Annotated in this window: 20 protein-coding genes; all 20 read left to right on the top strand. The window is 74.2% G+C overall.

Annotated elements, in window-relative coordinates; translation table 11 throughout:
• Nucleotides 1-261: 261 nt before the first annotated feature.
• Nucleotides 262-1,989 carry a peptidoglycan D,D-transpeptidase FtsI family protein gene (locus tag ACFVS0_RS09010; RefSeq protein ID WP_430587762.1) on the top strand — a complete coding sequence of 576 codons (1,728 nt, stop codon included), beginning with the start codon at nucleotides 262-264 and terminating at the stop codon, nucleotides 1,987-1,989.
• A 105-nt stretch (nucleotides 1,990-2,094) separates the two neighbouring features.
• Nucleotides 2,095-3,738, top strand: coding sequence for a UDP-N-acetylmuramoyl-L-alanyl-D-glutamate--2,6-diaminopimelate ligase (locus tag ACFVS0_RS09005; protein ID WP_430587761.1), 1,644 nt, complete (start codon nucleotides 2,095-2,097; stop codon nucleotides 3,736-3,738).
• Nucleotides 3,735-5,246 carry a UDP-N-acetylmuramoyl-tripeptide--D-alanyl-D-alanine ligase gene (gene murF / locus ACFVS0_RS09000; RefSeq protein ID WP_430587760.1) on the top strand — a complete coding sequence of 504 codons (1,512 nt, stop codon included), beginning with the start codon at nucleotides 3,735-3,737 and terminating at the stop codon, nucleotides 5,244-5,246. The genes ACFVS0_RS09005 and murF overlap by 4 nt, the downstream gene beginning before the upstream one ends.
• Complete coding sequence (gene mraY / locus ACFVS0_RS08995; protein WP_430552283.1) at nucleotides 5,243-6,325, top strand: phospho-N-acetylmuramoyl-pentapeptide-transferase; 1,083 nt, start codon at nucleotides 5,243-5,245, stop codon at nucleotides 6,323-6,325. Before murF ends, mraY begins: the two co-directional genes overlap by 4 nt.
• Complete coding sequence (murD, locus tag ACFVS0_RS08990; RefSeq protein ID WP_430587759.1) at nucleotides 6,322-7,782, top strand: UDP-N-acetylmuramoyl-L-alanine--D-glutamate ligase; 1,461 nt, start codon at nucleotides 6,322-6,324, stop codon at nucleotides 7,780-7,782. The genes mraY and murD overlap by 4 nt, the downstream gene beginning before the upstream one ends.
• Before the next feature lie 40 nt (nucleotides 7,783-7,822).
• Nucleotides 7,823-9,193 (top strand): putative lipid II flippase FtsW, encoded by a 1,371-nt coding sequence (gene ftsW / locus ACFVS0_RS08985; protein ID WP_430552281.1) that lies wholly within the window; start codon nucleotides 7,823-7,825, stop codon nucleotides 9,191-9,193.
• 10 nt (nucleotides 9,194-9,203) lie between these two features.
• Nucleotides 9,204-10,379, top strand: a complete 1,176-nt coding sequence (gene murG / locus ACFVS0_RS08980; RefSeq protein WP_430587758.1) for an undecaprenyldiphospho-muramoylpentapeptide beta-N-acetylglucosaminyltransferase — start codon at nucleotides 9,204-9,206, stop codon at nucleotides 10,377-10,379.
• Nucleotides 10,376-11,899, top strand: a complete 1,524-nt coding sequence (gene murC / locus ACFVS0_RS08975) for a UDP-N-acetylmuramate--L-alanine ligase (protein WP_430563412.1) — start codon at nucleotides 10,376-10,378, stop codon at nucleotides 11,897-11,899. Before murG ends, murC begins: the two co-directional genes overlap by 4 nt.
• Nucleotides 11,899-12,924, top strand: a complete 1,026-nt coding sequence (locus ACFVS0_RS08970) for a cell division protein FtsQ/DivIB (protein WP_430587757.1) — start codon at nucleotides 11,899-11,901, stop codon at nucleotides 12,922-12,924. The genes murC and ACFVS0_RS08970 overlap by 1 nt, the downstream gene beginning before the upstream one ends.
• Before the next feature lie 240 nt (nucleotides 12,925-13,164).
• Nucleotides 13,165-14,517 (top strand): cell division protein FtsZ, encoded by a 1,353-nt coding sequence (ftsZ, locus tag ACFVS0_RS08965; protein WP_430552277.1) that lies wholly within the window; start codon nucleotides 13,165-13,167, stop codon nucleotides 14,515-14,517.
• A gap of 7 nt (nucleotides 14,518-14,524) precedes the next feature.
• Nucleotides 14,525-15,343: a polyphenol oxidase family protein gene (locus ACFVS0_RS08960; protein WP_430563410.1), complete on the top strand. Its 819-nt coding sequence runs from the start codon at nucleotides 14,525-14,527 to the stop codon at nucleotides 15,341-15,343.
• Nucleotides 15,344-15,503: 160 nt separating this feature from the next.
• Nucleotides 15,504-15,977, top strand: a complete 474-nt coding sequence (locus ACFVS0_RS08955; protein WP_430552275.1) for a cell division protein SepF — start codon at nucleotides 15,504-15,506, stop codon at nucleotides 15,975-15,977.
• Nucleotides 15,978-16,067: 90 nt separating this feature from the next.
• Nucleotides 16,068-16,361 (top strand): YggT family protein, encoded by a 294-nt coding sequence (locus ACFVS0_RS08950; RefSeq protein WP_430552274.1) that lies wholly within the window; start codon nucleotides 16,068-16,070, stop codon nucleotides 16,359-16,361.
• Between the two features lie 208 nt (nucleotides 16,362-16,569).
• Nucleotides 16,570-17,202 carry a DivIVA domain-containing protein gene (locus ACFVS0_RS08945; RefSeq protein WP_430563409.1) on the top strand — a complete coding sequence of 211 codons (633 nt, stop codon included), beginning with the start codon at nucleotides 16,570-16,572 and terminating at the stop codon, nucleotides 17,200-17,202.
• A 159-nt stretch (nucleotides 17,203-17,361) separates the two neighbouring features.
• Complete coding sequence (locus ACFVS0_RS08940; protein ID WP_430552272.1) at nucleotides 17,362-17,823, top strand: TraR/DksA family transcriptional regulator; 462 nt, start codon at nucleotides 17,362-17,364, stop codon at nucleotides 17,821-17,823.
• A 51-nt stretch (nucleotides 17,824-17,874) separates the two neighbouring features.
• A complete protein-coding gene (locus tag ACFVS0_RS08935; RefSeq protein WP_430587756.1) occupies nucleotides 17,875-18,567 on the top strand; it encodes a signal peptidase II in 693 nt (230 codons plus the stop codon).
• Nucleotides 18,568-18,569: 2 nt separating this feature from the next.
• Nucleotides 18,570-19,508 (top strand): RluA family pseudouridine synthase, encoded by a 939-nt coding sequence (locus ACFVS0_RS08930; RefSeq protein WP_430587755.1) that lies wholly within the window; start codon nucleotides 18,570-18,572, stop codon nucleotides 19,506-19,508.
• A gap of 8 nt (nucleotides 19,509-19,516) precedes the next feature.
• Nucleotides 19,517-19,933 carry a YkvA family protein gene (locus tag ACFVS0_RS08925; protein WP_430563406.1) on the top strand — a complete coding sequence of 139 codons (417 nt, stop codon included), beginning with the start codon at nucleotides 19,517-19,519 and terminating at the stop codon, nucleotides 19,931-19,933.
• A 76-nt stretch (nucleotides 19,934-20,009) separates the two neighbouring features.
• Nucleotides 20,010-23,597, top strand: a complete 3,588-nt coding sequence (gene dnaE / locus ACFVS0_RS08920; protein WP_430552268.1) for a DNA polymerase III subunit alpha — start codon at nucleotides 20,010-20,012, stop codon at nucleotides 23,595-23,597.
• Nucleotides 23,594-24,112, top strand: a complete 519-nt coding sequence (locus ACFVS0_RS08915) for an NUDIX domain-containing protein (protein ID WP_430587754.1) — start codon at nucleotides 23,594-23,596, stop codon at nucleotides 24,110-24,112. The genes dnaE and ACFVS0_RS08915 overlap by 4 nt, the downstream gene beginning before the upstream one ends.
• Nucleotides 24,113-24,139 lie beyond the last annotated feature (27 nt).

Below are 24,139 nucleotides of genomic sequence, written 5' to 3'. Positions count from 1 at the left end.
CGGGAAAGGAGAGGAGGGAATACGGGAGGTGGACATGTTTGGGGGGGGGGGAGGGGGGGAGAAGAGAAAGCGACCCAGGGGTGGAGCCCGGCTTCGTGGGGCGGTGCCACCCCCCCCTGTTCTGTCGGGGGGCGGGAACCCACTCCGGTCCGCTCTACGGGCCGGACGCCGGTGCGCGGCGGGGGCGCTCCGCCGCGCCCGCGGGGCGGGGCCGCGAGCCGGGGACGTCCGGGCGACCCCGGGCGACGGCAGCGGTGGATCATGGTCGTCGCGGCGCTCGTGCTCACCGTCTTCGTCGGCCGGCTGGTCCAGGTGCAGATCTTCCAGGGGCCGGCGCTCGCGGCGAAGGCGCAGGAGGCACGCACCACGCACGCGGTCGAGCTCGCGCACCGCGGCGACATCGTCGACACCAACGGACGCGTGCTCGCGACGTCCGTCGACCGGTACACGATCTCCGCCGACACCCTCGCCATCCAGGGGTTCCAGGGCGGGCAGCGGGTGGACACCGCCACCGGCAGGGCCGTGCAGGACGGCGCGCTCGGCATCGCTCAGCTCCTCGCGCCGATCCTCGACGCGCAGCCCGCGGAGCTCGCCGCGAAGCTCAACGGCGACGACCGGTACGTGATCCTCAAGCGCAACGCCGTGCCCGAGGTGCAGCGGGCGATCGCCAAGCTCGACCTCCAGGCCTACGTCCGCACCGAGCTCACCTCCCGCCGCACCTATCCGGCCGGCGTCGTCGCGGGCACCCTCGTCGGCTTCGTCGACCGCGACCAGGTGGGCCAGGGCGGGCTCGAGCGCGCCTACGAGGACGTGCTCGCGGGCGCCGACGGCAAGGTCACGTACGAGCGCGGGCGCGACGGTGTCCCGATCCCCAACTCGGAGCGGGACGCCACCGAGGCGGTCCCCGGCAGCAACGTGCAGCTCACGATCGACCTCGACGTCCAGTGGAAGGCGGAGGAGCTGCTCGACGACGCGGTCTCGAAGACCGGGGCGAAGTACGCCATGGCGGTCGTGGAGGACGTGCGCACGGGCCAGGTGCTCGCGGTGGCGGACTCGGGCGACGTCGACCCCAACGACCGGTCGACGTCCGCCGTGGCCAACGGCTCGCGTGCCGTGAAGGACGTCTTCGAGCCCGGCTCCACGGGCAAGGTGATCACGATGGCGGCGGCCCTCGAGGAGGGCTACTGGACGCCCGACAGCCAGTTCCGCGTGCCGTACCGGTACACCACGCCCAACGGCGAGTCGTTCAAGGACTCGCACGAGCACCCCGACCAGCAGCTGACGCTCGCCGGCGTGCTGGCCCACTCGTCGAACACGGGCACGGTGCAGATCGGCGAGAAGATCCCGCTGGACGTCCGCTACGACTACCTCGGCAAGTTCGGGTTCGGCCAGCCCACCGGCCTCGGCCTGCCGGGCGAGTCCGCGGGCATCCTGCCCTCGCAGCAGACGCTGGCGCACGACGCCCGCACCCCGTACACGATCCTGTTCGGGCAGGGCGTGGCCGTGAACGCGATGCAGGCGACGCAGGTCTTCTCGACGGTCGCGAACGGCGGCGTCCGGGTGGAGCCCAGCCTGGTGGCCGGCACCCGCGCGCCCGACGGCACCTTCACGCCCGCCGAGGCTCCCGAGGCGGAGCGCGTGGTCTCGGAGAAGACCGCCGACTCGGTGATGCGGATGATGGAGTCGGTCGTGGGGGAGGAGGGCACCGCCGCCAACGCGCGGGTGCCCGGCTACCGCGTGGCCGGCAAGACCGGCACCGCCCAGATGTGGACGGGGGCCGGGACCACCTACATGGCGTCCTTCATCGGCGTCGCGCCCGCCGACGACCCGCGCTACACGGTGTCCGTCTTCCTGCGCAGCCCGCAGTCGTCGATCTACGGCGGCGTGGTGGCCGCGCCCGTCTTCAGCGACCTCATGGGGTACACGCTGCAGAAGATGGACGTGCCGCCCAGCTCGACGCCGTTCAAGCCCTACGACCTCACGTGGTGACCACGGGGCGCGCGCCCGGTGAGGACCGCCCGAGGTCCGTGACGGTTCTCATGCCGGGCGCCCTGGGTGCCGGGCCCGCAGCACGCAGACGGTAGGTTCTTCTCCGTGACATCCCCGCTTCCCCGTATCCGGCCCGCGGGCACGACGCCCCGGCGGGTGCGGGACCTCGCCCTGACCTTCGGGCTCGAGGTGACGACACCGGTGGCACCGGACGAGGGCGGCCCCCGGCCGCAGGTCCCCGCCGACGTCGTCGTCACCTCGGTCGCGTCCGACAACCGCGTCGTCGCAGGTGGCGACCTGTTCGTCGCCCTTCCCGGCGCGCACGCCCACGGCGCCCGGTTCGCGGCGGACGCCGTGGCCCGCGGGGCCCGTGCGGTGCTCACCGACGAGGCCGGGGCGGCCACCCTCGCGACGGGACCGGACGCCCTCGACCCGGCCGTGCCCGTGCTGGTCGCCGGTGACCCGAGGGCCGTGCTCGGTCCGGTCGCGGCCTGGGTGTACGGCGAGCCCGCCGAGCACCTCATGACCTTCGGCGTCACCGGGACCAACGGCAAGACGACGACCACCTACCAGGTGGACCACCTGCTGCGCGCCCTCGGCTGGACCGGTGGACTGATCGGCACCGTCGAGATGCGCGCGGGCGACACGGTGCTGCCGAGCCGGCTCACGACCCCGGAGGCCGCGGACCTGCAGGCGCTGCTCGCCGCGATGTGCGAGGCGGAGGTGCGCACGCTGGCGATGGAGGTGTCCTCCCACTCGCTGTCGATGCACCGCGTGGACGGCATCGAGTTCGGCGTGGTCGGGTTCACGAACCTCAGCCAGGACCACCTCGACTTCCACGGCGACCTGCAGTCGTACTTCGACGCGAAGGCGTCGCTGTTCACGCCCGAGCACGCGCGCCGCGGCGTCGTCGTGGTGGACGACGTGTGGGGCGAGCGCATGGCGGCGGCCGCGCAGGTGCCGGTCGCGACGCTGCGCACCCGCGCCCCGCGGGACGGGCAGGCGGCGTCCGACTGGGCCGTCACCGACGTCGCACCGCACGGCACCGGCTCCGCGTTCACGCTGACGCACGTCGACGGCCGCTCCCTGCGCACGTCGACGTCCCTGCCGGGCGGGTTCAACGTGGCCAACGCCGCGCTCGCCGTCGCGATGGTCCTCGAGGGCGGCGCGCACGTCGAGGACGTGGCAGAGGCGCTCGCCGCGGCCGACGGCCTCTCGGCCGTCGTGCCCGGCCGCATGGAGGTCGTCGGCGCGGGCGGGGACGGCCATCCGCGCGTCGTCGTGGACTTCGCGCACAACACCGAGGCGCTCGAGCTCGCGCTCGCCGCCCTGCGCCCGACGACGGCCGGCCGGCTCGTCGTCGTCTTCGGGGCCACGGGCGACCGGGACAAGGGCAAGCGTCCGGCCATGGGCGCGGCCGCCGTGGCGGGCGCGGACGTCGTCGTCGTCACGGACGACGACCCCCACGGAGAGGACGCCGCCGTGGTGCGCACCGCCGTGCTCGAGGGGGCCGCCGCGGCCCGCGACTCGGCCCGCGAGGCGGGCCGCGACGTCGCCGTGACGCAGGTGGCGCCGCGGGCGGCCGCCATCGAGCGGGCCGTGCTCGACGCGGGGGCGGACGACACCGTCCTCGTGGCGGGCCGCGGCCACGAGACCATCCAGGAGGTCGCGGGCGTCGACCTCGAGCTCGACGACCGGGACGAGGCCCGCCGCGCGCTGCAGCGGCGGCACGAGAGGACCACCGCATGATCGCGCTGACCGCCGCCGACGTCGCCGAGGCGACCGGGGGACGGCTGCACGCCGACGCCGCCACGCCCGTGACCGGGTCCGTCGTCGTCGACTCCCGCCGTGTGGAGCCCGGGGGGCTGTTCGTCGCGCTGCCCGGCGAGCGGGTCGACGGGCACGACTTCGCCCGCGGCGCCGTCGAGGCCGGCGCGGCGCTGGTCCTGGCCGCCCGCGAGCTCGAGGGCGTGCCGACCGTCGTCGTGGACGACGTCCAGGCCGCGTTGGGGGAGCTCGCCCGCGTCGTCCTGGCGCGCGTGCGGGCGCGCGGCGACCTGCGGGTCCTCGCGGTGACGGGCTCGGTGGGCAAGACGACGACCAAGGACCTGCTCGGCCAGCTCCTCGGCGACCTGCTGCCGGACGACGTCTCGCCCGAGGACGGCCTGGTCGTACCCACCGGGTCGTTCAACAACGAGGTCGGCCTGCCGCTGACCGTGCTGCGCGTCACCGAGGCCACGAGGTTCCTGGTGCTGGAGATGGGCGCGGACGGCCCCGGCAACATCGCCTACCTCACGCGGATCGCGCCGCCCGACGTCGGCATCGTGCTCGCCGTCGGCGTGGCCCACGTGGGCAAGTTCGGCTCGGTCGAGGCGATCGCCCGCACCAAGGCCGAGATGGTCACCGGGGTCGTGCCGGGCGGCACCGTCGTGCTGAACGCCGACGACCAGCGCGTGGCGGCGATGGCGTCGCTGGCTGCCCCCGAGCACACCGTCGTCACGTTCGGCACCATCTCCTCGGCCGACGTGCGCGCCGCCGACGTCGAGGTGGACGCCTCCGGCCGGGCGACGTTCCGGCTCGCCGTCGCCGGCGCCCCGGACCTGGGCGGACCCGTGCCCGTGGGGCTGCGCCTCGTGGGCGCGCACCACGTGAGCAACGCACTCGCCGCCGCCGCGGCGGTCCTCGCGCTCGGCGGCACCACCGCCGACGTGGCAGCGCGACTGGCCGAGGGCCTGTCCCGCGCGACCCCCGTCAGCCCGCACCGGATGGCGGTCACCGAGCGCCCGGACGGCGTCACCGTGGTCGACGACGCGTACAACGCCAACCCGGACTCCATGCGCGCCGCGCTGCGGGCGCTCGCCGTCATGGCGGGCCGCACGCGCCGTTCCGTCGCGGTGCTGGGCGAGATGCTCGAGCTCGGGGACGGCTCGCGCGCCGCGCACGACGAGATCGGCCGCCTCGTGGTCCGATTGAACGTCAAGCTCCTCGTCGTCGTCGGCGACGGGGCGTACCACATCCACGAGGGGGCCCTGCAGGAGGGGTCCTGGGGAGAGGAGTCGGTCTTCGTGCCTGACCTCGACGCCGCACGCGCGGTGCTCGCCGAGGCGCTCGAGCCGGGCGACGTCGTCCTCGTGAAGTCCTCCCTCGGGTCCGGCCTGTGGCGGCTCGGCGACGAGCTCGCGGCGGGCGGCCCCTCGACCGGACCCACGACCGGCCCCGACGCGTCGGGCGAACCCGCCACGGAGGTCGCCCCGTGATCGCGATCCTCGTCTCGGCCGGCGTCTCCGGGCTGGTCGCCCTCTTCGGGACGCCCCTGTTCATCCGGTTCCTCATCCACCGGAACTACGGCCAGTTCGTGCGCCAGGACGGGCCGACGGCGCACTTCACCAAGCGCGGCACGCCGACGATGGGCGGTGTCGTGATCATCGCGGCCGCCCTGGTCGGCGTCGCGGTGTCCATGCTGGTCGCGGGGAGGCCGCCGAGCGCGTCGGCGCTGCTGTGCCTCTATCTCATGACCGGGCTCGGGCTGGTCGGCTTCCTCGACGACTTCACGAAGATCCGCAAGCAGCGGTCCCTCGGCCTCACGCCGAAGGCGAAGATCATCGGCCAGGGCTTCGTCGGGATCAGCTTCGCGGTGCTCGCCCTGCAGTTCCCCAACGCCAACGCCCGGACGCCCGCCTCCACGCGGATCTCCTTCCTGCGCGACACCAACCTCGACCTGGCGTTCGCCGGGGTCACGGTGGGCCTCATCCTCTTCGTGATCTGGGCGAACTTCCTCATCACCGCCTGGTCCAACGCGGTGAACCTCACGGACGGCCTGGACGGCCTGGCGACCGGCGTGTCGATCATCGTCTTCGGCGCGTACGTCCTCGTGTGCATCTGGCAGCTCAACCAGTCGTGCCAGCGGCTCGCCGCGGCCGGTCCGCGCTGCTACGAGGTGCGCGACCCGCAGGACCTCGCGATCGTCGCCGCCGCCATCGCGGGCGCCTGCATCGGCTTCCTGTGGTGGAACGCCAGCCCCGCGAAGATCTTCATGGGCGACACGGGCTCGCTCGCCCTCGGTGGCGCCCTGGCCGGCATCTCGATCCTGTCGCGCACCGAGATCCTCGCCGCGATCATCGGCGGTCTCTTCGTCGTCATCGTCATGTCCGACGTCATCCAGATCGGCTTCTTCAAGATGACCGGCAAGCGGGTGTTCAAGATGGCGCCGCTGCACCACCACTTCGAGCTGTCGGGGTGGGGCGAGGTCACGATCGTCATCCGGTTCTGGCTCATCGCCGGCCTGTTCGCCGCCCTCGGCATGGGCGTGTTCTACGCCGAGTGGGTGGCCACGTGACCGTCGCCTCGCTGCCCGACGGCGCGCGCGTCGTCGTGGCGGGCCTCGGCGTGACCGGGCGCGCCGTCGTCGCGGCCCTGTCGGCTCGTGCGGCCGGCCGGGCGTCCTCGGTGGTGACGGTCGACGGCCGTGCCCCCGACGCCGACGTGCGCGACGCCGACGATCCCGCCGTGGCGGAGCGGATCGTCGCCGGCGCGGACCTCGTCGTCGCCTCCCCGGGGTGGGCGCCGAGCACGCCGCTGCTGGCCGCGGCCCGCGCCGCCGGCGTCCCCGTCTGGAGCGAGGTCGAGCTCGCCTGGCGGCTGCGGGTCGAGCGCACCCCCGGGCCCGACGGCGCGCGGGGCCCCGCCCCGTGGCTCGCCGTCACGGGGACCAACGGCAAGACGACGACGGTCGAGATGCTCGCGTCGATCCTCACCGCGGCGGGCCTGCGCGCCGCCGCGGTGGGGAACGTCGGGACGCCCGTCGTCGAGGCCGCGCAGGACCCGTCGCTGGACGTCCTCGCGGTGGAGCTCTCCAGCTTCCAGCTGCACCACACGCTCACGACGTCCTTCGAGGCGGCGGCCGTGCTCAACGTGGCCGCCGACCACCTCGACTGGCACGGGTCCCTCGAGGCGTACGCGGCAGACAAGGGGCGCGTCTACGCCCGCGCGCAGGTGGCGTGCGTGTACAACGTGGCCGACCCGCGCACCGAGCAGCTCGTGCGCGACGCCGACGTGACCGAGGGCGCACTGGCCGTCGGGTTCACGCTCGGTGCCCCGGGCCCCGGACAGCTGGGCGTGGTCGAGGACGTGCTGGTCGACCGCGCCTTCCACGCCGCGCCCGGGGCCCGCGACCGGCAGCGCACGGCCGCCGAGCTCGGCACCCTCGCGGACCTCGCGCACCTCGCGCCCGGGCACGGCACCCCGCCGCCGCACGTCGTCGCGAACGCCCTGGCGGCGGCGGCGCTCGCGCGCGCCCACGGCGTGCCCGCCGCCGCCGTGCGCGACGGCCTGCGGGCGTTCCGGCCCGGCGCGCACCGCATCGCCCGCGTCCGCGAGCTCGACGGCGTCGCCTGGGTGGACGACTCGAAGGCCACCAACGCGCACGCGGCGGCGGCCTCGCTCGCGGCCTACCCGCCCGGCAGCGTCGTGTGGGTGGCGGGCGGCCTCGCGAAGGGGGCGTCGTTCGACGACCTCGTCGCCGACCGGGCCGACCGCCTGCACGCGGCGGTCGTCATCGGCGTCGACCCGGAGCCGGTCCGCGGGGCACTGGCCCGACACGCGCCCGAGATCCCCGTCGTCGTGGTCGATCCCGGCGACACTGGGTCGGTGATGCGTCGCGCGGTCGCGGCGGCACGGGACCTCGCCCGTCCGGGCGACACCGTGCTGCTGGCTCCTGCAGGCGCCTCCATGGACCAGTTCGCCTCCTACGCCCAGCGGGGGGAGGCGTTCGCCACGGCCGTGGCGGAGCTGTAGGCGCCCGCGTGGCGCCACGAGGACGAGCGAGGGGTGTCGGATGGCGGTCACGACGGGCACCCGACGCGGCCCGGGAGGGTCGACCGGCCGTCCGTCGAGGGACAGGACGACGCGCGACAAGGGTTCGCGGGACAGGACGTCGCCGCGACCGTCGCCGAAGCGGGCCGAGCGGCCCTGGCTCGGCCAGTGGAACAGCACCGTCACGAGCTACTACCTGCTCGTCGGGGCCACCGGGCTGCTGCTGGTCATCGGTCTCGTCATGGTGCTCTCCAGCTCGACGGTGACGTCCATCGCCGAGGGGGACTCGCCGTTCGCCGCCTTCCTCGTGCAGGGCCGGTACGCCCTCATCGGGCTGCCGCTCATGCTGGTCGCCGCGCGGCTCCCCGTGCGCTGGTACAAGCGGCTGGCCTGGCCAGCGTTCCTGGTGGCGCTGGCGCTGCTGGTCGCGGTGGTCTTCTTCGGCAGGTCGGTGAACGGCAACCAGAACTGGCTGCCGCTCGGGCCGGTGCAGATCCAGCCGTCGGAGCTCGCCAAGCTGGCCGTCGCCGTGTGGCTCGGTGCCGTGCTGGGCCGCAAGCAGCACCTGCTCGGTCGCTGGGGCCAGGCCATCATGCCCGGCGTGGTCGGTCTCGCCGCCGTCCTCGGGCTCGTCATGGCGGGGCACGACCTCGGCACGGCGCTCATCCTCGCGCTGCTCGGCCTCGGCGCCTACTGGGTCTCGGGCGCGCCCGCGTCGCTGCTCGCCGTGGGCGGCGTCGGAGCGGCGCTGATCGTCGGCTGGGCGTTCATCCTCAACCAGGGCAGCTCCGACCGCCTCACCCGCATCCTCGCCGCGTACGGCACCTGCACCGACACGCAGGGGCAGTGCTACCAGTCGATCCACGGCATGTACGGGCTCGGCACCGGGGGTCTGTTCGGCGTCGGCCTGGGCGCCAGCCGCGAGAAGTGGAAGTACCTGCCCGAGGCGCACAACGACTTCATCTACTCCGTGATCGGCGAGGAGCTGGGGCTGCTCGGCACCCTGCTGGTGCTCGCGCTGTTCGCCGTCCTCGGGATCGCGATGGCGCGGGTGGTGCGCCGGCACCCGGACCCGTTCGTGAAGATCACCACGGCCGCGATCGGCTGCTGGGTCGTGGGCCAGGCCTTCGTGAACATCGGCGTGGTGATCGGCGTCCTGCCGGTGATCGGCGTCCCGCTGCCGCTGGTGTCGGCGGGCGGGTCCGCCCTAGTCACGACGATGGTGGCGCTCGGCGTGGTGATCAGCTTCGCGCGCAGCGAGCCGGGCGCCGCCGAGGCCCTGGCTGCGCGCCGGAGCGTCGTCAAGCGCTCGGTCGCGGTCCTGTCGCGGCGCGGCCGGGCCGGCGGCGCCGGTGGGGGCGCGCGGCGCCGCGGGGGCGACGGCGGCCGATAGGGTCCTGCCTGTGAAGAGCTCTGCAGTCACGTCCGTCGTCCTCGCCGGGGGCGGCACCGCCGGCCACGTCAACCCCCTCCTCGCCGTCGCGGACGAGCTCCGCGCGCGGGAGCCGGAGGCCAGGATCCTCGCCCTCGGCACCACGTCGGGGCTGGAGGCCGACCTCGTCCCGGAGCGCGGCTATCGGCTCTGGCCGATCCCTCGCGTCCCGCTGCCGCGGCGCCCGAGCGTCGACCTGCTGAAGCTGCCGGGCCGCCTCAGCGCCGCCGTGAAGGCGGCCGAGGCCGCCATCGACGAGATCGGCGCCCAGGCGGTCGTCGGGTTCGGCGGGTACGTCTCGACCCCCGCGTACCTCGCCGCCCGGCGCAAGGGCGTCCCCGTGGTGATCCACGAGCAGAACGCCCGCGCGGGCCTGGCCAACAAGCTCGGCGCCCGCTGGGCGGCGGCCGTCGGGGCGACGTTCCCGGGCACCCCGCTGCCGGGGGCCCAGGTCGTGGGCCTGCCGCTGCGGGCCGAGATCGCGGACCTCGTCTCGGCCCGTGAGGCGGACGCCCTGGCCGCGCGGGTGCAGGCCGCCGACGCGCTGGGCCTCGACGCCGGCCTCCCGACGCTCGTCGTCACGGGGGGTTCCTCGGGGGCGGCGTCGGTGAACGCCGCCCTGGCCGGGTCGGTGGAGGCGCTGCTGCGCGCCGGCGTCCAGGTGCTGCACCTGACGGGCAAGGGCAAGGACGGACCCGTCCGGGCCGCGGTCGACGCCGCCACGGCCGCGGGCGGGCACGAGGCCGCGCGCTACCAGGTGCGCGAGTACCTGTCCGAGATGCAGCTCGCCCTCGCCGTCGTAGACCTGGTCGTGGCCCGCTCGGGCGCCGGCACGGTGTGCGAGCTCGCCGCCCTCGGCGTGCCCGCCGTCTACGTGCCGCTGCCCATCGGCAACGGCGAGCAGCGGCTCAACGCGGCGCCCTTGGTGGAGGCGGGCGGTGGCCTCCTCGTCGACGACGCCGACCTCACGCCCGCCTGGGTGGCCGAGCACGTGCCGGCGCTGCTGGCCGACCGGCCGCGGCTCGACGCGATGGCGTCCGCCGCCCGGGCGACCGGGGTGCGCGACGGTGCCGCCCGCGTGGCCGACCTCGTCGCCGCGGCGGTCGCGCAGGCGGACGCCGGCTCGGGCGCCGGGCGGCAGGCATGAGCGCCACCGGGTCGGCGCGGCCGCCGGCGCTGCCCGTCGAGGAGCTCGGCCGCGTGCACCTGGTGGGTGTGGGCGGCGCGGGCGTCTCCGTCGTCGCGCGGCTGCTGGCGGCCCGCGGCGTCGACGTCCAGGGCTCCGACGCCGCGGCCGGCCCCGCCCTCGAGGCGCTGCGCGCCGACGGGGTGCGGGTCTGGGTCGGGCACGACGCGGCGCACGTCGTCGGACCGGACGGCGCACCCCTGGTCGACACGCTCGTCGTGTCCTCCGCGGTGCGGGAGACCAACCCGGAGCTGGCCGCGGCCCGCGCGGCCGGGGTCCGGGTGCTGCACCGCTCCCAGGCGCTCGCGTCGCTGATGCTCGGGCGCCGGGCGGTGGCCGTCGCCGGCGCGCACGGTAAGACCACGACGTCGGCGATGGTCGCGACCGTGCTGCGCGCGTGCGGCGTCGACGCGTCGTTCGCGATCGGGGGCACGGTGCGGGTGCGGGACGCCGAAGGCCACGAGAGCGCGGTGCCCGGGGGGCATCTCGGCGCCTCCGACGTGCTGGTGGCCGAGGCGGACGAGTCGGACGGCTCGTTCCTCAACTACGCCCCCACGGTGGCCGTCGTGACGAACGTCGAGCCGGACCACCTGGACCACTACGGCTCGCAGGCGGCCTTCGAGCGGGCCTTCGAGGAGTTCGCCGGACGGATCGTCGACGGCGGCACGCTCGTCGCGTGCGCGGACGACGCCGGCTCGGCGGCCCTCGCGGGCGCGCACCGGGCCGCGGGAAGGGCCGTGGTGACGTACGGCGAGGCCGCGGGTGCCGACGTGCGGGTGCGCGACGTCGTCGTCGGGGCGGGGACCGTCGAGGCGGTCGTCTCGGGCGGCCCGCTCGGCGGCGAGCCGCGCGCGCTGCGCCTCGCCGTGCCGGGGGCGCACAACGCGCTCAACGCGACGGCCGCCGTCGTGACCGCGGTGCTGCTCGGCGTCGAGCCGGGCGACGCCGTGCGGGCCGCGGGCACGTTCGTCGGCACGGGCCGGCGGTTCGAGCCCAAGGGGGAGGTCGACGGGGTCCGCGTGTTCGACAGCTACGACCACCACCCCACCGAGGTGGAGGCGCTGCTGCGGGCGGCCCGGCCGGCGGCCGGGGACGGTCGCATCGTCGTGCTCTTCCAGCCGCACCTGTACTCGCGCACGCGGATCTTCGCCGACCGGTTCGCCGCGGCGCTGGCGCTCGCGGACGAGGTCGTCGTCACCGGTGTCTACCGGGCCCGCGAGGACGTCGACCCGACGGTGGGGCCGCGCACGATCACCGACCTGCTCGGCCGGACGTCGTCCGGCGGGGGAGTGCGTGCCGTCGAGGACCGGCTGGAGGCCGCGCACGTGGCCTCCGCTCTCGCGCGCCCCGGCGACCTGGTGCTCACCGTCGGCGCGGGAGACGTCACCGAGCTGGGTCCCGTGATCCTGGCGGACCTCGCCGCGCGTACCTCCGGCGTGGCGTCGCCGGGCGGCGGCGCCCCCGACGCGACCATGGGGTGATGCGACCGCCAGCCCGCCCGCGCCCGACCAGCACGACGTCGGGCCGCACGACGTCGGGACGATCAGCGGCGACCGCGCCGACCGGCACGCCCTCGGTGGGCGCCGGGACGCCGCCGGGGACGCGCGGGACGAGGGGAAGCCCGCGGGGGCCGGCGACCGGAGCCTCCAAGACGGCCTCGAAGGCGGCCTCGAAGGCGGCCCCGAAGACGGCCCCGGCGGCGCCCGCCGAGCCCCGGCGTCCCGGCGCCCGCACCGCGGCGACGGCGGTGGTCCCGGCCGGGCAGGTGGTCCCTCCCCGCGTGTCGACGGCGATGGCGGACCGCCTCGCCGAGCGCACCGCGATGCGCCGGCACCGCGCCTGGCGGCGCGTGCTCGCGTGGGTCCTCTCGCTGGCGCTCGTCGTGGGCCTCGCGTGGGTGGCGCTCTGGTCGCCGGTGCTCGCCCTGGAGAAGGCGGAGGTGAGCGTGACCGGCGCGGGGCGGTACGTCGACGAGGCCAGGGTGCGCGAGATCGCCGAGGCCCCGGACGGCACCCCGTTGCCCCGCCTGGACACCGTGGCGATGCGGGAGCAGGTGCTCGGGCTGCGCGGGGTGAAGGACGTGCGGATCGCGCGGGCCTGGCCCCACGGGCTCGCGGTGGAGCTCACGCCGCGCGTCCCGGTCGCGGCTGTGCCCGACGGCGACCGCCTGGCGCTCCTCGACTCGGCCGGGGTGCGCGTGGCGACGCGCGACGCGGCGCCGAAGGGGCTGCCGCAGGTGGACGTGCCGCTGGACGACGCGCTGGCGCTGCAGGCGGCGCTCCACGTGCTGGCGGCGCTGCCCGCCAAGCTCGCCGGCCAGGTGGACCACGTCAGCGCCGACACGCAGGACGCCGTCGAAACGGTGCTGGAGGACGGCACCACGGTCCGCTGGGGCGGCAGCTCGGACCTTCCGCTCAAGGTCGAGGCGGTGCGCACGCTGCGCAAGCTCGACGACGGCGCGCGGACCATCGACGTCTCGTCGCCCGAGCTGCCGGTGACCCGATGAGGGGGGCGGGGAGGGCGCAGCAGGCGCGGGCGGGTGAGGCAAGCACCGGGCGCGCGCGACACGCCGAGAGACGTCCGGCGTCGCGCCCACCGCGCCGCCTACCGTCGATCGCAGCAGCAACCTGACATAACTCTAACCCTCAACTCGAACCTTAAGGTTAGACCCGCGGGTCGGCCGGTCGGGGCGACGGGGGCGCGAGGACCGGACGTCGGGACAAGGAACGACCCGAGAGGCAACGACGTGGCAACTCCGCAGAACTACCTGGCAGTGATCAAGGTGGTCGGTATCGGCGGTGGCGGCGTGAACGCCGTGAACCGCATGATCGAGGTCGGGCTCAAGGGTGTCGAGTTCATCGCCATCAACACCGACGCGCAGGCGCTGCTGATGTCGGACGCCGACGTCAAGCTCGACGTCGGTCGCGAGCTCACCCGTGGCCTTGGCGCCGGCGCCGACCCGGAGGTCGGCAAGAAGGCGGCCGAGGACCACGCGGAGGAGATCGAGGACGTCCTGCGCGGCGCCGACATGGTCTTCGTGACGGCGGGCGAGGGCGGTGGCACCGGCACGGGCGGCGCCCCCGTGGTCGCCCGGATCGCCCGGTCGCTGGGTGCCCTGACGGTGGGGGTCGTGACGCGGCCCTTCACGTTCGAGGGCCGCCGCCGCTCCGTGCAGGCCGAGCAGGGGATCGACGCCCTCCGCGAGGAGGTCGACACCCTCATCGTGATCCCCAACGACCGGCTCCTGTCCATGTCCGACAAGAGCGTCTCGGCGATCGCGGCGTTCCACTCGGCCGACCAGGTGCTGCACTCCGGCGTCCAGGGCATCACCGACCTCATCACGACGCCGGGCCTCATCAACCTCGACTTCGCGGACGTGAAGTCCGTGATGCAGGGCGCGGGCTCGGCGCTGATGGGCATCGGCTCGGCCCGGGGCGAGGACCGCGCGGTGCAGGCGGCCGAGCTCGCGATCTCGTCCCCGCTGCTCGAGGCCTCCATCGACGGCGCGCACGGCGTCCTGCTGTCGATCCAGGGCGGCAGCGACATCGGCCTCTTCGAGGTGCACGAGGCCGCTCGCCTCGTCCAGGAGGCGGCCCACTCCGAGGCGAACATCATCTTCGGCACGGTCATCGACGACGCGCTCGGCGACGAGGTGCGGGTCACCGTCATCGCGGCCGGGTTCGACGGCGGCGTGCCGCAGGCCCGCAAGGACGGCCGCGGTCTCGGCCAGATCGCCGGCGCGCCGGCCAAGCCGACGGTCACCGTCGGTGAGGGGGGCACGACGGCGACGTCCGTGCCGCAGCCCGGCGTCCAGACCGCCCCGCCGCGCCCGCCGCAGCCGGCCACCGCGTCGGTGCCGGCGGCCCCCGTGCAGCCGCGACCGATCCCGGCGGAGCCGGACGACGTCCCCGTGAGCCTCGACGCGCCGCCGGCCCCGCCGGTCGGGGCGCGGCCTGCGGAGCAGCGCCGCCCGTTCACGGTGGTCGAGGACGCCGAGGGCGAGGGCGTCACCGTGGAGCGGCCGGTCGAGGTGCCGCGCCTGTTCGACGAGCCGCGCCGCCCGGCCGAGGAGCTCGACGTGCCCGACTTCCTCAAGTGAGCGCCGGGTGAGCGGGACTCACGGAGCGGTCGGCTGGGCCCAGGAGGCGTTGTTGCCGGACCAGTTCGGTGCGGGGCTGCTGCGGGTGGACCTCGGGGAGGGCGTCGTGGCGGGCTTCACCACGCGTCACGGCGGGGTGTCGCCCGCCCCCTGGTCGTCGCTCGACCTGGGCACCTCGACGGGCGACGACCCCGTGCGGGTGCGGGAGAACCGGGCCCGCGTCGGGGCGTGGCTCGGTGCGCCCGTGGCCTTCTCGGCCCAGGTGCACGGCGACCAGGTCCTGGACCTGGGCTCCGCCGAGCTCGCCGAGTGGTCGTCGACGGAGCCGCCGGTCGCGGCGGGCGAGGCCGACGCCATGGTCACCGCGGAGGCCGGTCTGGCGCTCGGCGTCCTGGTCGCGGACTGCGTGCCGGTCGTCCTCGCGGACCCGGTGGCCCGCCTGGTGGCGGTCGCGCACGCGGGCCGGGGCGGGGTCGCCCTGGGGGTCGTGCACCGCGTGGTCGAGCGGCTGCTCGCACGCGGGGCCCGGGCCGAGCACCTCCGGGCCGCCGTCGGCCCGGCGGTCTGCGGCGCCTGCTACGAGGTGCCGGCCGCGATGCGCGACGAGGTCGCCGCCGTCGTCCCCGAGACGTGGGCGACGACCACGGCGGGCACGCCTGCGCTCGACCTGCCGGCCGGCGTGCTCGCGCAGCTGGCGGCGCACGGCGTGACCGCCAGCCGGGTGGACCGGTGCACGCTCACGGACACCGACCTCTACTCCCACCGTCGCGCCACCGCCCAGGGCACGACGACCGGGCGGCAGGCGGGGGTCGTCGTCCTGACCTGACCCGCCGGCCCGGCGTGCCGAACTGACGCGGTCGTGACCTGACACGCCCGCGACGCGCGACACACCGGCGTGTCGTGCGCCGATGCCGCCACGGGCGTGGTTAACGTCGTGACACCGTCCGGGACGGAGGGCGGGACGTGGCGACGAACGGAGCAAGGCGATGGGCGGAGCGCTTCGCAAGACGATGCTGTACCTGGGGCTCGCCGACGACCAGGGTGAGTCGGAGGAGTACCTCGACGAGTACGAGGAGCTGGAGGCACCGGTGCGCGACCGTGACGACTACCAGGCGCAGGTCACCCCGCTGCACCGTGGCGGAGGGAGCGAGTCGGTGATCGCCTCCGACCTGCGACGCATCACGACCATCCACCCGCGCTCGTACAACGACGCCCGCACCATCGGCGAGGCCTTCCGGGGCGGCACGCCGGTGATCATGAACCTGTCCGACATGGACGACGCCGACGCGAAGCGCCTCGTGGACTTCTCGGCGGGCCTCATCTTCGGGCTGCGCGGGTCGATCGAGCGCGTGACGAACAAGGTCTTCCTGCTCTCGCCGGAGCACGTGGAGATCGCGGGCGAGGAGCCGCCGGCGGAGAAGGCCGCCCCCGGACGCGGGGCGTTCTACAACCAGAGCTGAGCGCGCGCCCGAGAGCGCCGATCGCACCGTCCGGCAGGGGCCGGGGCAGTCCTGCCCCGGCCCTGCGTCGTGCTCGGGTAGGTTCGTCCCGTGAGCCTCGTCTTCAACCTGGTCTACCTCGTCCTGTGGCTGTTCCTGCTGTGCCTCATCATCCGGCTCGTCTTCGACTGGGTGCAGTTCTTCGCGCGCGACTGGCGGCCGAAGGGCGTGCTGCTGGTGCTGGCGGAGGCGGTCTACACGGTGACCGACCCGCCCCTGCGCTTCCTGCGCGGGCTGATCCCGCCGCTGACCCTCGGTCAGATCCGGCTGGACATCGCGTTCCTCGTGCTCTTCATCGGCACGGGCATCCTCATGCGGGTGGCGTCGTTCCTGGCCACGATGTGACCGCCGCCGCGGCGGCTCTGCTGTGACCTCGGCCGGGTTCGCGCCGGCTGGGGACGAGCGCCCTGGTGCTGACCTGTGAAGACGTCGTGTGGGCGGGACGACCCGACCTCGCCGGGCAGGTCGCCCGCCGACACGTCCGCTACCGTGGTCATCCAGACGGCCCGGGAACCGGGTCCCACCGACCCTGCAAGAACGATGAGGTGAGACGATGGCGCTGCTGACGGCAGAGGACATCCTGAACAAGAAGTTCGCCGCGACCAAGTTCCGCGAGGGCTACGACGTCGAGGAGGTCGACGACTTCCTCGACGAGGTCGTGCGGACCCTCACGGCGGTCCAGGAGGAGAACGACGACCTGCGCTCCAAGCTCACCGCGGCCGAGCACCGGGTCGCCGAGCTGAGCCGCTCGGACGCTGCGCAGCAGGCGCAGCCCACGCCGACCCCGGCGCCCGCCCCGGCGCCGGCGCCCGCCCCGGCCGCCGCGAAGCAGCAGCCCGCGGAGCCGGAGTCCGCCACCGGGATGCTCCAGCTGGCCCAGAAGCTGCACGACGACTACGTGCGGTCCGGCCAGGAGGAGGGCGACCGCCTCATCTCCGAGGCCAAGTCCGAGGGCTCGCGCATCGTCCGCGAGGCCGAGGAGACCAGCCACCGGACGCTGTCGCAGCTCGAGCAGGAGCGGTCGCTTCTCGAGCGCAAGATCGACGAGCTCCGCCTCTTCGAGCGCGACTACCGCACGCGCCTCAAGAGCTTCCTGCAGAACCTGCTGGGCGACCTCGACGCCCGCGGCTCGGCCCTGCCGCCGCAGCGGCAGAACGCCGCTGCCGGTCGCGGCTCGGAGCTCTGAGCGGGGGGCCGTCACCCCGCGCACCCCGCTCCCTCGTCACGCCTCACGCCGAGCGGCCCGCACGACACGCACGCGTTCACCACGCGTGCTGTTGTGCGGGCCGCTCGGCGCACTTACGCTGCGGTGACTCGTCGTCGACGCACCAACGAAAGGGCACCGATGGCCAAGCTCTCGACCACCACGCGCGCGGCACTGCGCGAGAACTTCCCGCACCTCGCGCGCGACGTGAAGACGTTCCCGGTCCGCGACGGCGAGGAGCCCTGGACCCTGCACGAGGTGGAGGAGCTGGCGGCCTTCCTGCTCGAGGAGAAGGAGCGCCTCGAGCACGAGCTCGCGGCCGCCGACCAGGAGCTGTCGGACCTGCTGCGCAACTCGGGCGACGGCGCGGGCGACGACCAGGCCGACTACGGGTCGAGCGCCCTCGAGCGTGAGCAGGAGCTCACCCTGGTCAACAACATGCGCGACCTGCTCGCCCAGACCGCGCACGCCGTCGACCGCATCCGCAAGGGCACCTACGCCACCTGCGAGATCACCGGGCTGCCGATCGGCAAGGCGCGCCTGCAGGCGTTCCCGCGCGCGACGCTCTCGGTCGAGGCGAAGGCGCGCGAGGAGCGTCGCTGACCGGGCGGCCCTGCCCCGGCGACCGGCCCGGTCCGCCTACACTTGCGGACGATGTCGACCACGCCCGCCGGCTCCGCCCCGGCCCCTGAGCCCGCGCCGCGCGACGGCGCACCCGAGTCGCCCGTCTCGGACGCGCCCGACGACGCCGTCCCCACCGGGGACGCACGTGCTGTCGCCGAGGAGGCCGCGGTGCCCGAGGCGCGTCGTCGCCGGCTGATCGTGGGGACCTTCGTGCTCGCCGCCGTCGTGCTGCTGGTCGACCAGCTCACGAAGTGGTGGGCGGAGTCCGCCCTCGTCTGGGGGGACGACCCGAAGCCCCTGATCGGCGAGCTGCTGCAGCTGCGCCTCATCTACAACGACGGCGCGGCGCTGTCGATCGCCACCGGCATGACGTGGATCCTCACGATCGTGGTGTGCGTCGTGGTGGTCGTCATCGTGCGGGCCATCCGCCGGATCGGTTCCACCGGCTGGGCGGTGGCCCTGGGCCTTCTGCTCGGCGGCGCGCTCGGCAACCTCGGCGACCGCTTCTTCCGCGAGCCCGGGTTCGCCCAGGGGCACGTGGTCGACTTCATCGACTACGGCGTCTTCGTCGGCAACGTCGCGGACATCGCCATCGTCGCCGCCGCGGTGCTCATCGTCGTCCTGTCCTTCCGGGGGATCGGCCTGGACGGCCGACGGCACGTCGAGGGCGGGGACGCCCCGGCGGAGCCCGGCGAGCTGGCCGGGCCGACGGGGGAGCGCTGACGATGTCGGCCGGGTCCACCCGCACCCTGCCCGTGCCCGACGGCCTCGCGGGCGAGCGCGTCGACGCCGCGCTCGCGCGGATGCTCGGCTTCTCCCGCACCCAGGCGGCGGACCTCGCGGCCTCCGGCGCGGTGCTCCTGGACGGGCGCCCGGTCGGCAAGTCCGACCGCGTGGTCGCCGGCGGCTGGCTCGAGGTCACCGTCCCCGACGCGCGTCCGGCGGCGCCGGTGGTCGCCGAGCCGGTGCCCGGCATGGGCATCGCCTACGAGGACGACGACGTCGTCGTCGTCGACAAGCCGGTCGGGGTCGCCGCCCACCCGTCGCCGGGCTGGACCGGCCCCACCGTGGTCGGTGCGCTGGCCGCGGCCGGCTACCGGATCGCGACCTCCGGCGCGGCGGAGCGGCAGGGCATCGTGCACCGGCTCGACGTCGGCACGTCGGGCCTCATGGCCGTGGCGAAGAGCGAGGCGGCGTACAGCGGCCTCAAGCGGGCGTTCAAGGAGCGCACGGTCGAGAAGGTGTACCACGCGCTCGCGCAGGGTCATCCCGAGCCGACGACGGGCACCATCGACGCCCCGATCGGGCGGCACCCGAGCGCCGACTACCGGTTCGCGGTCGTCGCGGACGGCAAGCACTCCGTGACGCACTACGAGGTGCTCGAGATGCTGCCGGCGGCGTCGCTCGTCGAGGTGCACCTGGAGACCGGCCGCACCCACCAGATCCGGGTGCACTTCCAGGCGGTGCGGCACCCGCTCGTGGGCGACCTCACCTACGGCGCCGACCCGGTGCTCGCGTCGAAGGTGGGGCTGACGCGCCAGTGGCTGCACGCGGTGCGGCTCGGCTTCGAGCACCCGCTGACCGGCCGCTGGGTGGAGGTCACCAGCGAGTACCCCGACGACCTGGCGCACGCGCTCGAGGTCGTGCGCGGGGCCTACCGGTAGGGAGCCCGGTGACCGGCCTGCCCTGGTGGGCGGACGCCATCGCCGGTCTGGTGGTGGCCGTGCTCGCCCTCTGGGCGCTGCTGGCCGTCGGCCTGCTCGTCGTGCGGCGGCGCACCGGTCGCGGCTCGCTGCGGGGCGCCGTGCGCCTGCTGCCCGACGTGCTGCGCCTGGTCAGACGGCTCGCCGCGGACCGTGCCCTGTCGCGGCGCGTGCGTGCGCTGCTCGTCGTGCTGCTGGGCTACCTGGCGATGCCGTTCGACGTCGTCCCCGACGTCATCCCCGTGCTCGGCTGGGCCGACGACGTGGTCGTGGTCGTGCTCGTCCTGCGGGCCGTGGTGCGCAGCGCGGGGCCCGACGTCGTGCGCCGGCACTGGCCGGGCACGGACGACGGGCTGGCCGTGCTCCGCCTGCTGGTGCGATGGTGACGGCGGTCGCGGCCCTGTGAGGTTCCCCTCGGCGGGGCGGTCGGGAGTGTCGGAGGCGACTGCCTAGACTCGGTCCATGCCCGACGCAGGTTCCCCCATCGCCCAGCCGACCGGTACCGCCGAGGACGACTTCGTCCACCTGCACGTGCACACCGAGTACTCGATGCTCGACGGCGCGGCGCGCATGAACGACCTGTTCAGCGAGGTGTCGCGGCTCGGCCAGAAGGCCATCGCGATCACCGACCACGGGTACCTGTTCGGGGCGTTCGACTTCTGGAGCACGGCGCAGAAGCACGGGGTGAAGCCGATCATCGGCGTCGAGGCGTACGTGACCCCGGGCACCAGCCGCCACGACCGCACCAAGGTGCTCTGGGGCGAGCAGCACCAGCGGCGCGACGACGTCTCCGCGGGCGGCGCCTACACGCACATGACGCTCTGGGCACGCGACAACGAGGGGATGCACAACCTCTTCCGCGCGTCGTCGCTGGCGTCCCTGGACGGCCAGATGGGCAAGTGGCCGCGCATGGACCGCGAGCTCCTCGAGACGTACGGCAAGGGCCTCATGGGCACCTCGGGCTGCCCGTCCGGCGAGGTGCAGACCCGGCTGCGGCTGGGCCAGTGGGACGAGGCCGTGCGCGCGGCGGGCGAGCTGCAGGACATCCTCGGCAAGGAGAACTTCTTCGTCGAGCTGATGGACCACGGGATCGAGATCGAGTCCCGCACGTACAAGGACCTGCTGCGGCTCGCCGAGCACATCGACGCGCCGCTGGTGGCCACCAACGACCTGCACTACACGAAGCAGGAGGACTCCCACTCCCACGAGGTGCTGCTCGCGGTGAACTCCGGGTCGACGCTCGACGAGCCGACCTACGACCAGGGCGGCAGCCGGTTCGCCTTCAGCGGCGACAGCTTCTACGTGCGCTCGGGCGCCGAGATGCGCCGCCTGTTCTCCGAGCTGCCGCAGGCGATCGAGAGCACGCTGCTCATCGCCGAGCGCTGCGACGTCTCGTTCGACACCAAGGCCAACTACATGCCGCGGTTCCCCGTGCCCGACGGCGAGGACGAGGTCAGCTGGTTCGTCAAGGAGGTCGAGGCGGGCCTGCGCCGCCGCTACCCCGAGGGCATCGGCGACGACGTGCGCAAGCAGGCGAACTACGAGGTCGAGGTCATCATCCAGATGGGCTTCCCGGGGTACTTCCTCGTGGTGGCCGACTTCATCAACTGGGCCAAGGAGCAGGGCATCCGGGTGGGCCCGGGCCGTGGTTCGGCCGCCGGCTCGATGGTGTCCTACGTCATGGGCATCACCGAGCTCGACCCCCTCAAGCACGGCCTGATCTTCGAGCGCTTCCTCAACCCGGAGCGCGTGTCCATGCCCGACGTCGACGTCGACTTCGACGAGCGCCGTCGCGCCGAGGTGATCCGGTACGTCACCGAGAAGTACGGTGACGACCGCGTCGCGATGATCGTCACCTACGGCTCCATCAAGGCGAAGCAGGCCCTCAAGGACGGCTCGCGCGTGCTCGGCTTCCCCTTCGCGATGGGGGAGAAGCTCACCAAGGCGATGCCTCCCGCCGTCATGGGCAAGGACATCCCGCTGTCCGGGATCTTCGACCCGAAGCACGAGCGCTACGCCGAGGCCGCGGAGTTCCGCGCGGTGCACGACGCCGACCCCGAGGCGCAGCGCGTCGTCGAGACGGCGCGCGGCATCGAGGGCCTGAAGCGGCAGTGGGGCGTGCACGCCGCCGGCGTCATCATGTCGAGCCACCCGTTGATCGACATCATCCCGATCATGCGGCGCCCGCAGGACGGCGCGGTCATCACGCAGTTCGACTACCCGACGTCCGAGGGCCTCGGCCTCATCAAGATGGACTTCCTCGGGCTGCGCAACCTCACGATCCTCGACGACGCGCTCGAGAACATCGTCATGAACGGCAAGGAGCCGGTGGCGATCGAGACCGTCGAGCTCGACGACAAGGCCACCTACGACCTGCTCGCCCGCGGCGATACGCTCGGCGTGTTCCAGCTCGACGGCGGCGCGATGCGCTCGCTGCTGCGCCAGATGCGGCCGGACAACTTCGAGGACGTCTCCGCCGTCATCGCGCTGTACCGCCCCGGGCCGATGGGCATGAACTCGCACATCAACTACGCCCTGCGCAAGAACGGCCTGCAGAAGATCGAGCCGATCCACCCGGAGCTCGAGGAGCCGCTCAGCGAGGTCCTGGGCGAGACGTACGGCCTGATCGTCTACCAGGAGCAGGTGCAGCGCGCCGCGCAGATCCTCGCCGGGTACTCGCTCGGCCAGGCCGACCTGCTGCGGCGCGCGATGGGCAAGAAGAAGAAGGAGATCCTCGACAAGGAGTTCGTCCCCTTCGAGGCGGGCATGAAGGAGCGCGGCTACTCCAAGCCAGCGATCCAGGCGGTCTGGGACACCCTGGTGCCGTTCGCCGGCTACGCGTTCAACAAGGCGCACTCCGCCGGGTACGGCGTCGTGTCCTACTGGACGGCCTACCTCAAGGCGAACTACCCGACCGAGTACATGGCCGGCCTGCTGCAGAGCGTGCGGGACGACAAGGACAAGATGGCGCTCTACCTGGGCGAGTGCCGTCGCATGCACATCACGGTGCTGCCGCCCGACGTCAACGACTCCGCCGCCAAGTTCACCGCCGTCGGCGCCGACATCCGCTTCGGCCTGACGGCCATCCGCAACGTCGGCGCCAACGTCGTGGACGCGATCATCGCCGCCCGCGAGGAGAAGGGCGCGTTCACCTCGTTCACGGACTTCCTCGACAAGGTGCCGGCCGTGGTCTGCAACAAGCGCACCATCGAGTCGCTCATCAAGGCCGGGGCGTTCGACTCGCTCGGCCACCCGCGCCGTGCCCTGCTCGTGGTGCACGAGCAGGCGGTGGACTCGGTCATCTCCGTGAAGCGCAAGGAGGCCGAGGGCCAGTTCGACCTCTTCGCCGGCTTCGGCGGCGCGGAGGAGGACGCGGCGATGACGTTCGCCGTCGACGTGCCCGACCTGCCCGACTGGGACAAGAAGCAGCGGCTCGCCTTCGAGCGCGAGATGCTCGGCCTGTACGTCTCGGACCACCCGCTGTCGGGGCTCGAGCACGTGCTGGCGCGCGCGGCGGACACGTCGATCGCGGCGCTGATGGCCGACGAAGGGCGCCAGGACGGCTCCCAGGTCACGGTCGCGGGGCTGCTCACCAGCGTGCAGCGCAAGATGAGCAAGAACGGCAACCCCTGGGCGGCCGTCACGGTCGAGGACCTCGAGGGCGCCGTCGAGGTGATGTTCTTCGGCGAGACGTATCTCGCGTACTCGACGATCCTCGCGGAGGACCAGGTCGTCACGCTGCGCGGCCGCGTGCGGCGCCGCGACGACCAGATGCAGCTGCAGGCGATGGAGGTGTCGCTTCCGGACACGTCCGCCGTCGCCGACGCGCCCGTCCTGGTCACCGTGCCGCACACCCGCTGCGTCGAGCCGGTCATGGTGCGGCTGCGCGAGGTGCTGGCCACGCACCCCGGCTCGGCGGAGGTGCACGTGAGCGTCGCGGAGCCGGGCAAGCGGACGGTGGTGCGCGCGGCGGACACGCTGCGGGTGGAGAAGTCGCCCGCGCTGTTCGGCGACCTCAAGGCCCTCCTCGGCCCGAGCTGCCTGTCGTGAGCGCGGACGTGACGAGGGTCGAGGCGGGCCCGGGCGACGGCTCGGCGGACCACCGCTTCCGGGTGGTGCCGGCGGCGTACGTGTACCTGCGCCGCGAGGGGCAGGTGCTGCTGCAGCTGCGGCAGGGGACCGGGTACCGGGACGGGCACTGGGCCGCCGCCGCGGCGGGGCACGTCGAGGCGGGGGAGTCGGTGCTCGAGGCGGCGGTGCGTGAGGCCCGCGAGGAGCTCGGCGTCGTCGTCGACCCCGCCGACCTGGTGCCCGTGACGACGATGCACCGCGGACAGCCCGGCGGCCCGGCGCTCGAGCAGCGCGCCGACTTCTTCTTCACCGCGACCCGGTGGTCCGGCAGCCCCGAGATCCGCGAACCCGCGAAGGTCGGCGACCTGCGGTGGTTCCCGTTCGTCGCGCTGCCCGACCCGGTCGTGCCGCACGAGCTCGTGGTGCTGCGCGCCCTGCACGACGAGGGACGGCACGGCACCCGCGTGCCGCCGATCCTCACCGACGGCTTCTGAGGGCGCGACCCGCCGGGAGGCTCTCGC

It is taken from the genome of Isoptericola sp. NPDC058082 (genome assembly GCF_042885055.1).
In the GTDB taxonomy this organism is placed as follows: Bacteria; Actinomycetota; Actinomycetes; order Actinomycetales; family Cellulomonadaceae; genus Isoptericola.
This window is presented reverse-complemented; position numbering and strand designations above follow the sequence as displayed.

Excerpts from the sequence above, each read along its gene's own strand:
- ACFVS0_RS09010 (WP_430587762.1), top strand. The coding sequence starts at position 262 with ATGGTCGTCGCGGCGCTCGTGCTCACCGTCTTCGTCGGCCGGCTGGTC.
- murF (WP_430587760.1), top strand. The coding sequence starts at position 3,735 with ATGATCGCGCTGACCGCCGCCGACGTCGCCGAGGCGACCGGGGGACGG.
- ftsW (WP_430552281.1), top strand. The coding sequence starts at position 7,823 with ATGGCGGTCACGACGGGCACCCGACGCGGCCCGGGAGGGTCGACCGGC.
- murC (WP_430563412.1), top strand. The coding sequence starts at position 10,376 with ATGAGCGCCACCGGGTCGGCGCGGCCGCCGGCGCTGCCCGTCGAGGAG.
- ACFVS0_RS08970 (WP_430587757.1), top strand. The coding sequence starts at position 11,899 with ATGCGACCGCCAGCCCGCCCGCGCCCGACCAGCACGACGTCGGGCCGC.
- ACFVS0_RS08955 (WP_430552275.1), top strand. The coding sequence starts at position 15,504 with ATGGGCGGAGCGCTTCGCAAGACGATGCTGTACCTGGGGCTCGCCGAC.
- ACFVS0_RS08945 (WP_430563409.1), top strand. The coding sequence starts at position 16,570 with ATGGCGCTGCTGACGGCAGAGGACATCCTGAACAAGAAGTTCGCCGCG.
- ACFVS0_RS08940 (WP_430552272.1), top strand. The coding sequence starts at position 17,362 with ATGGCCAAGCTCTCGACCACCACGCGCGCGGCACTGCGCGAGAACTTC.
- ACFVS0_RS08935 (WP_430587756.1), top strand. The coding sequence starts at position 17,875 with ATGTCGACCACGCCCGCCGGCTCCGCCCCGGCCCCTGAGCCCGCGCCG.
- ACFVS0_RS08930 (WP_430587755.1), top strand. The coding sequence starts at position 18,570 with ATGTCGGCCGGGTCCACCCGCACCCTGCCCGTGCCCGACGGCCTCGCG.
- dnaE (WP_430552268.1), top strand. The coding sequence starts at position 20,010 with ATGCCCGACGCAGGTTCCCCCATCGCCCAGCCGACCGGTACCGCCGAG.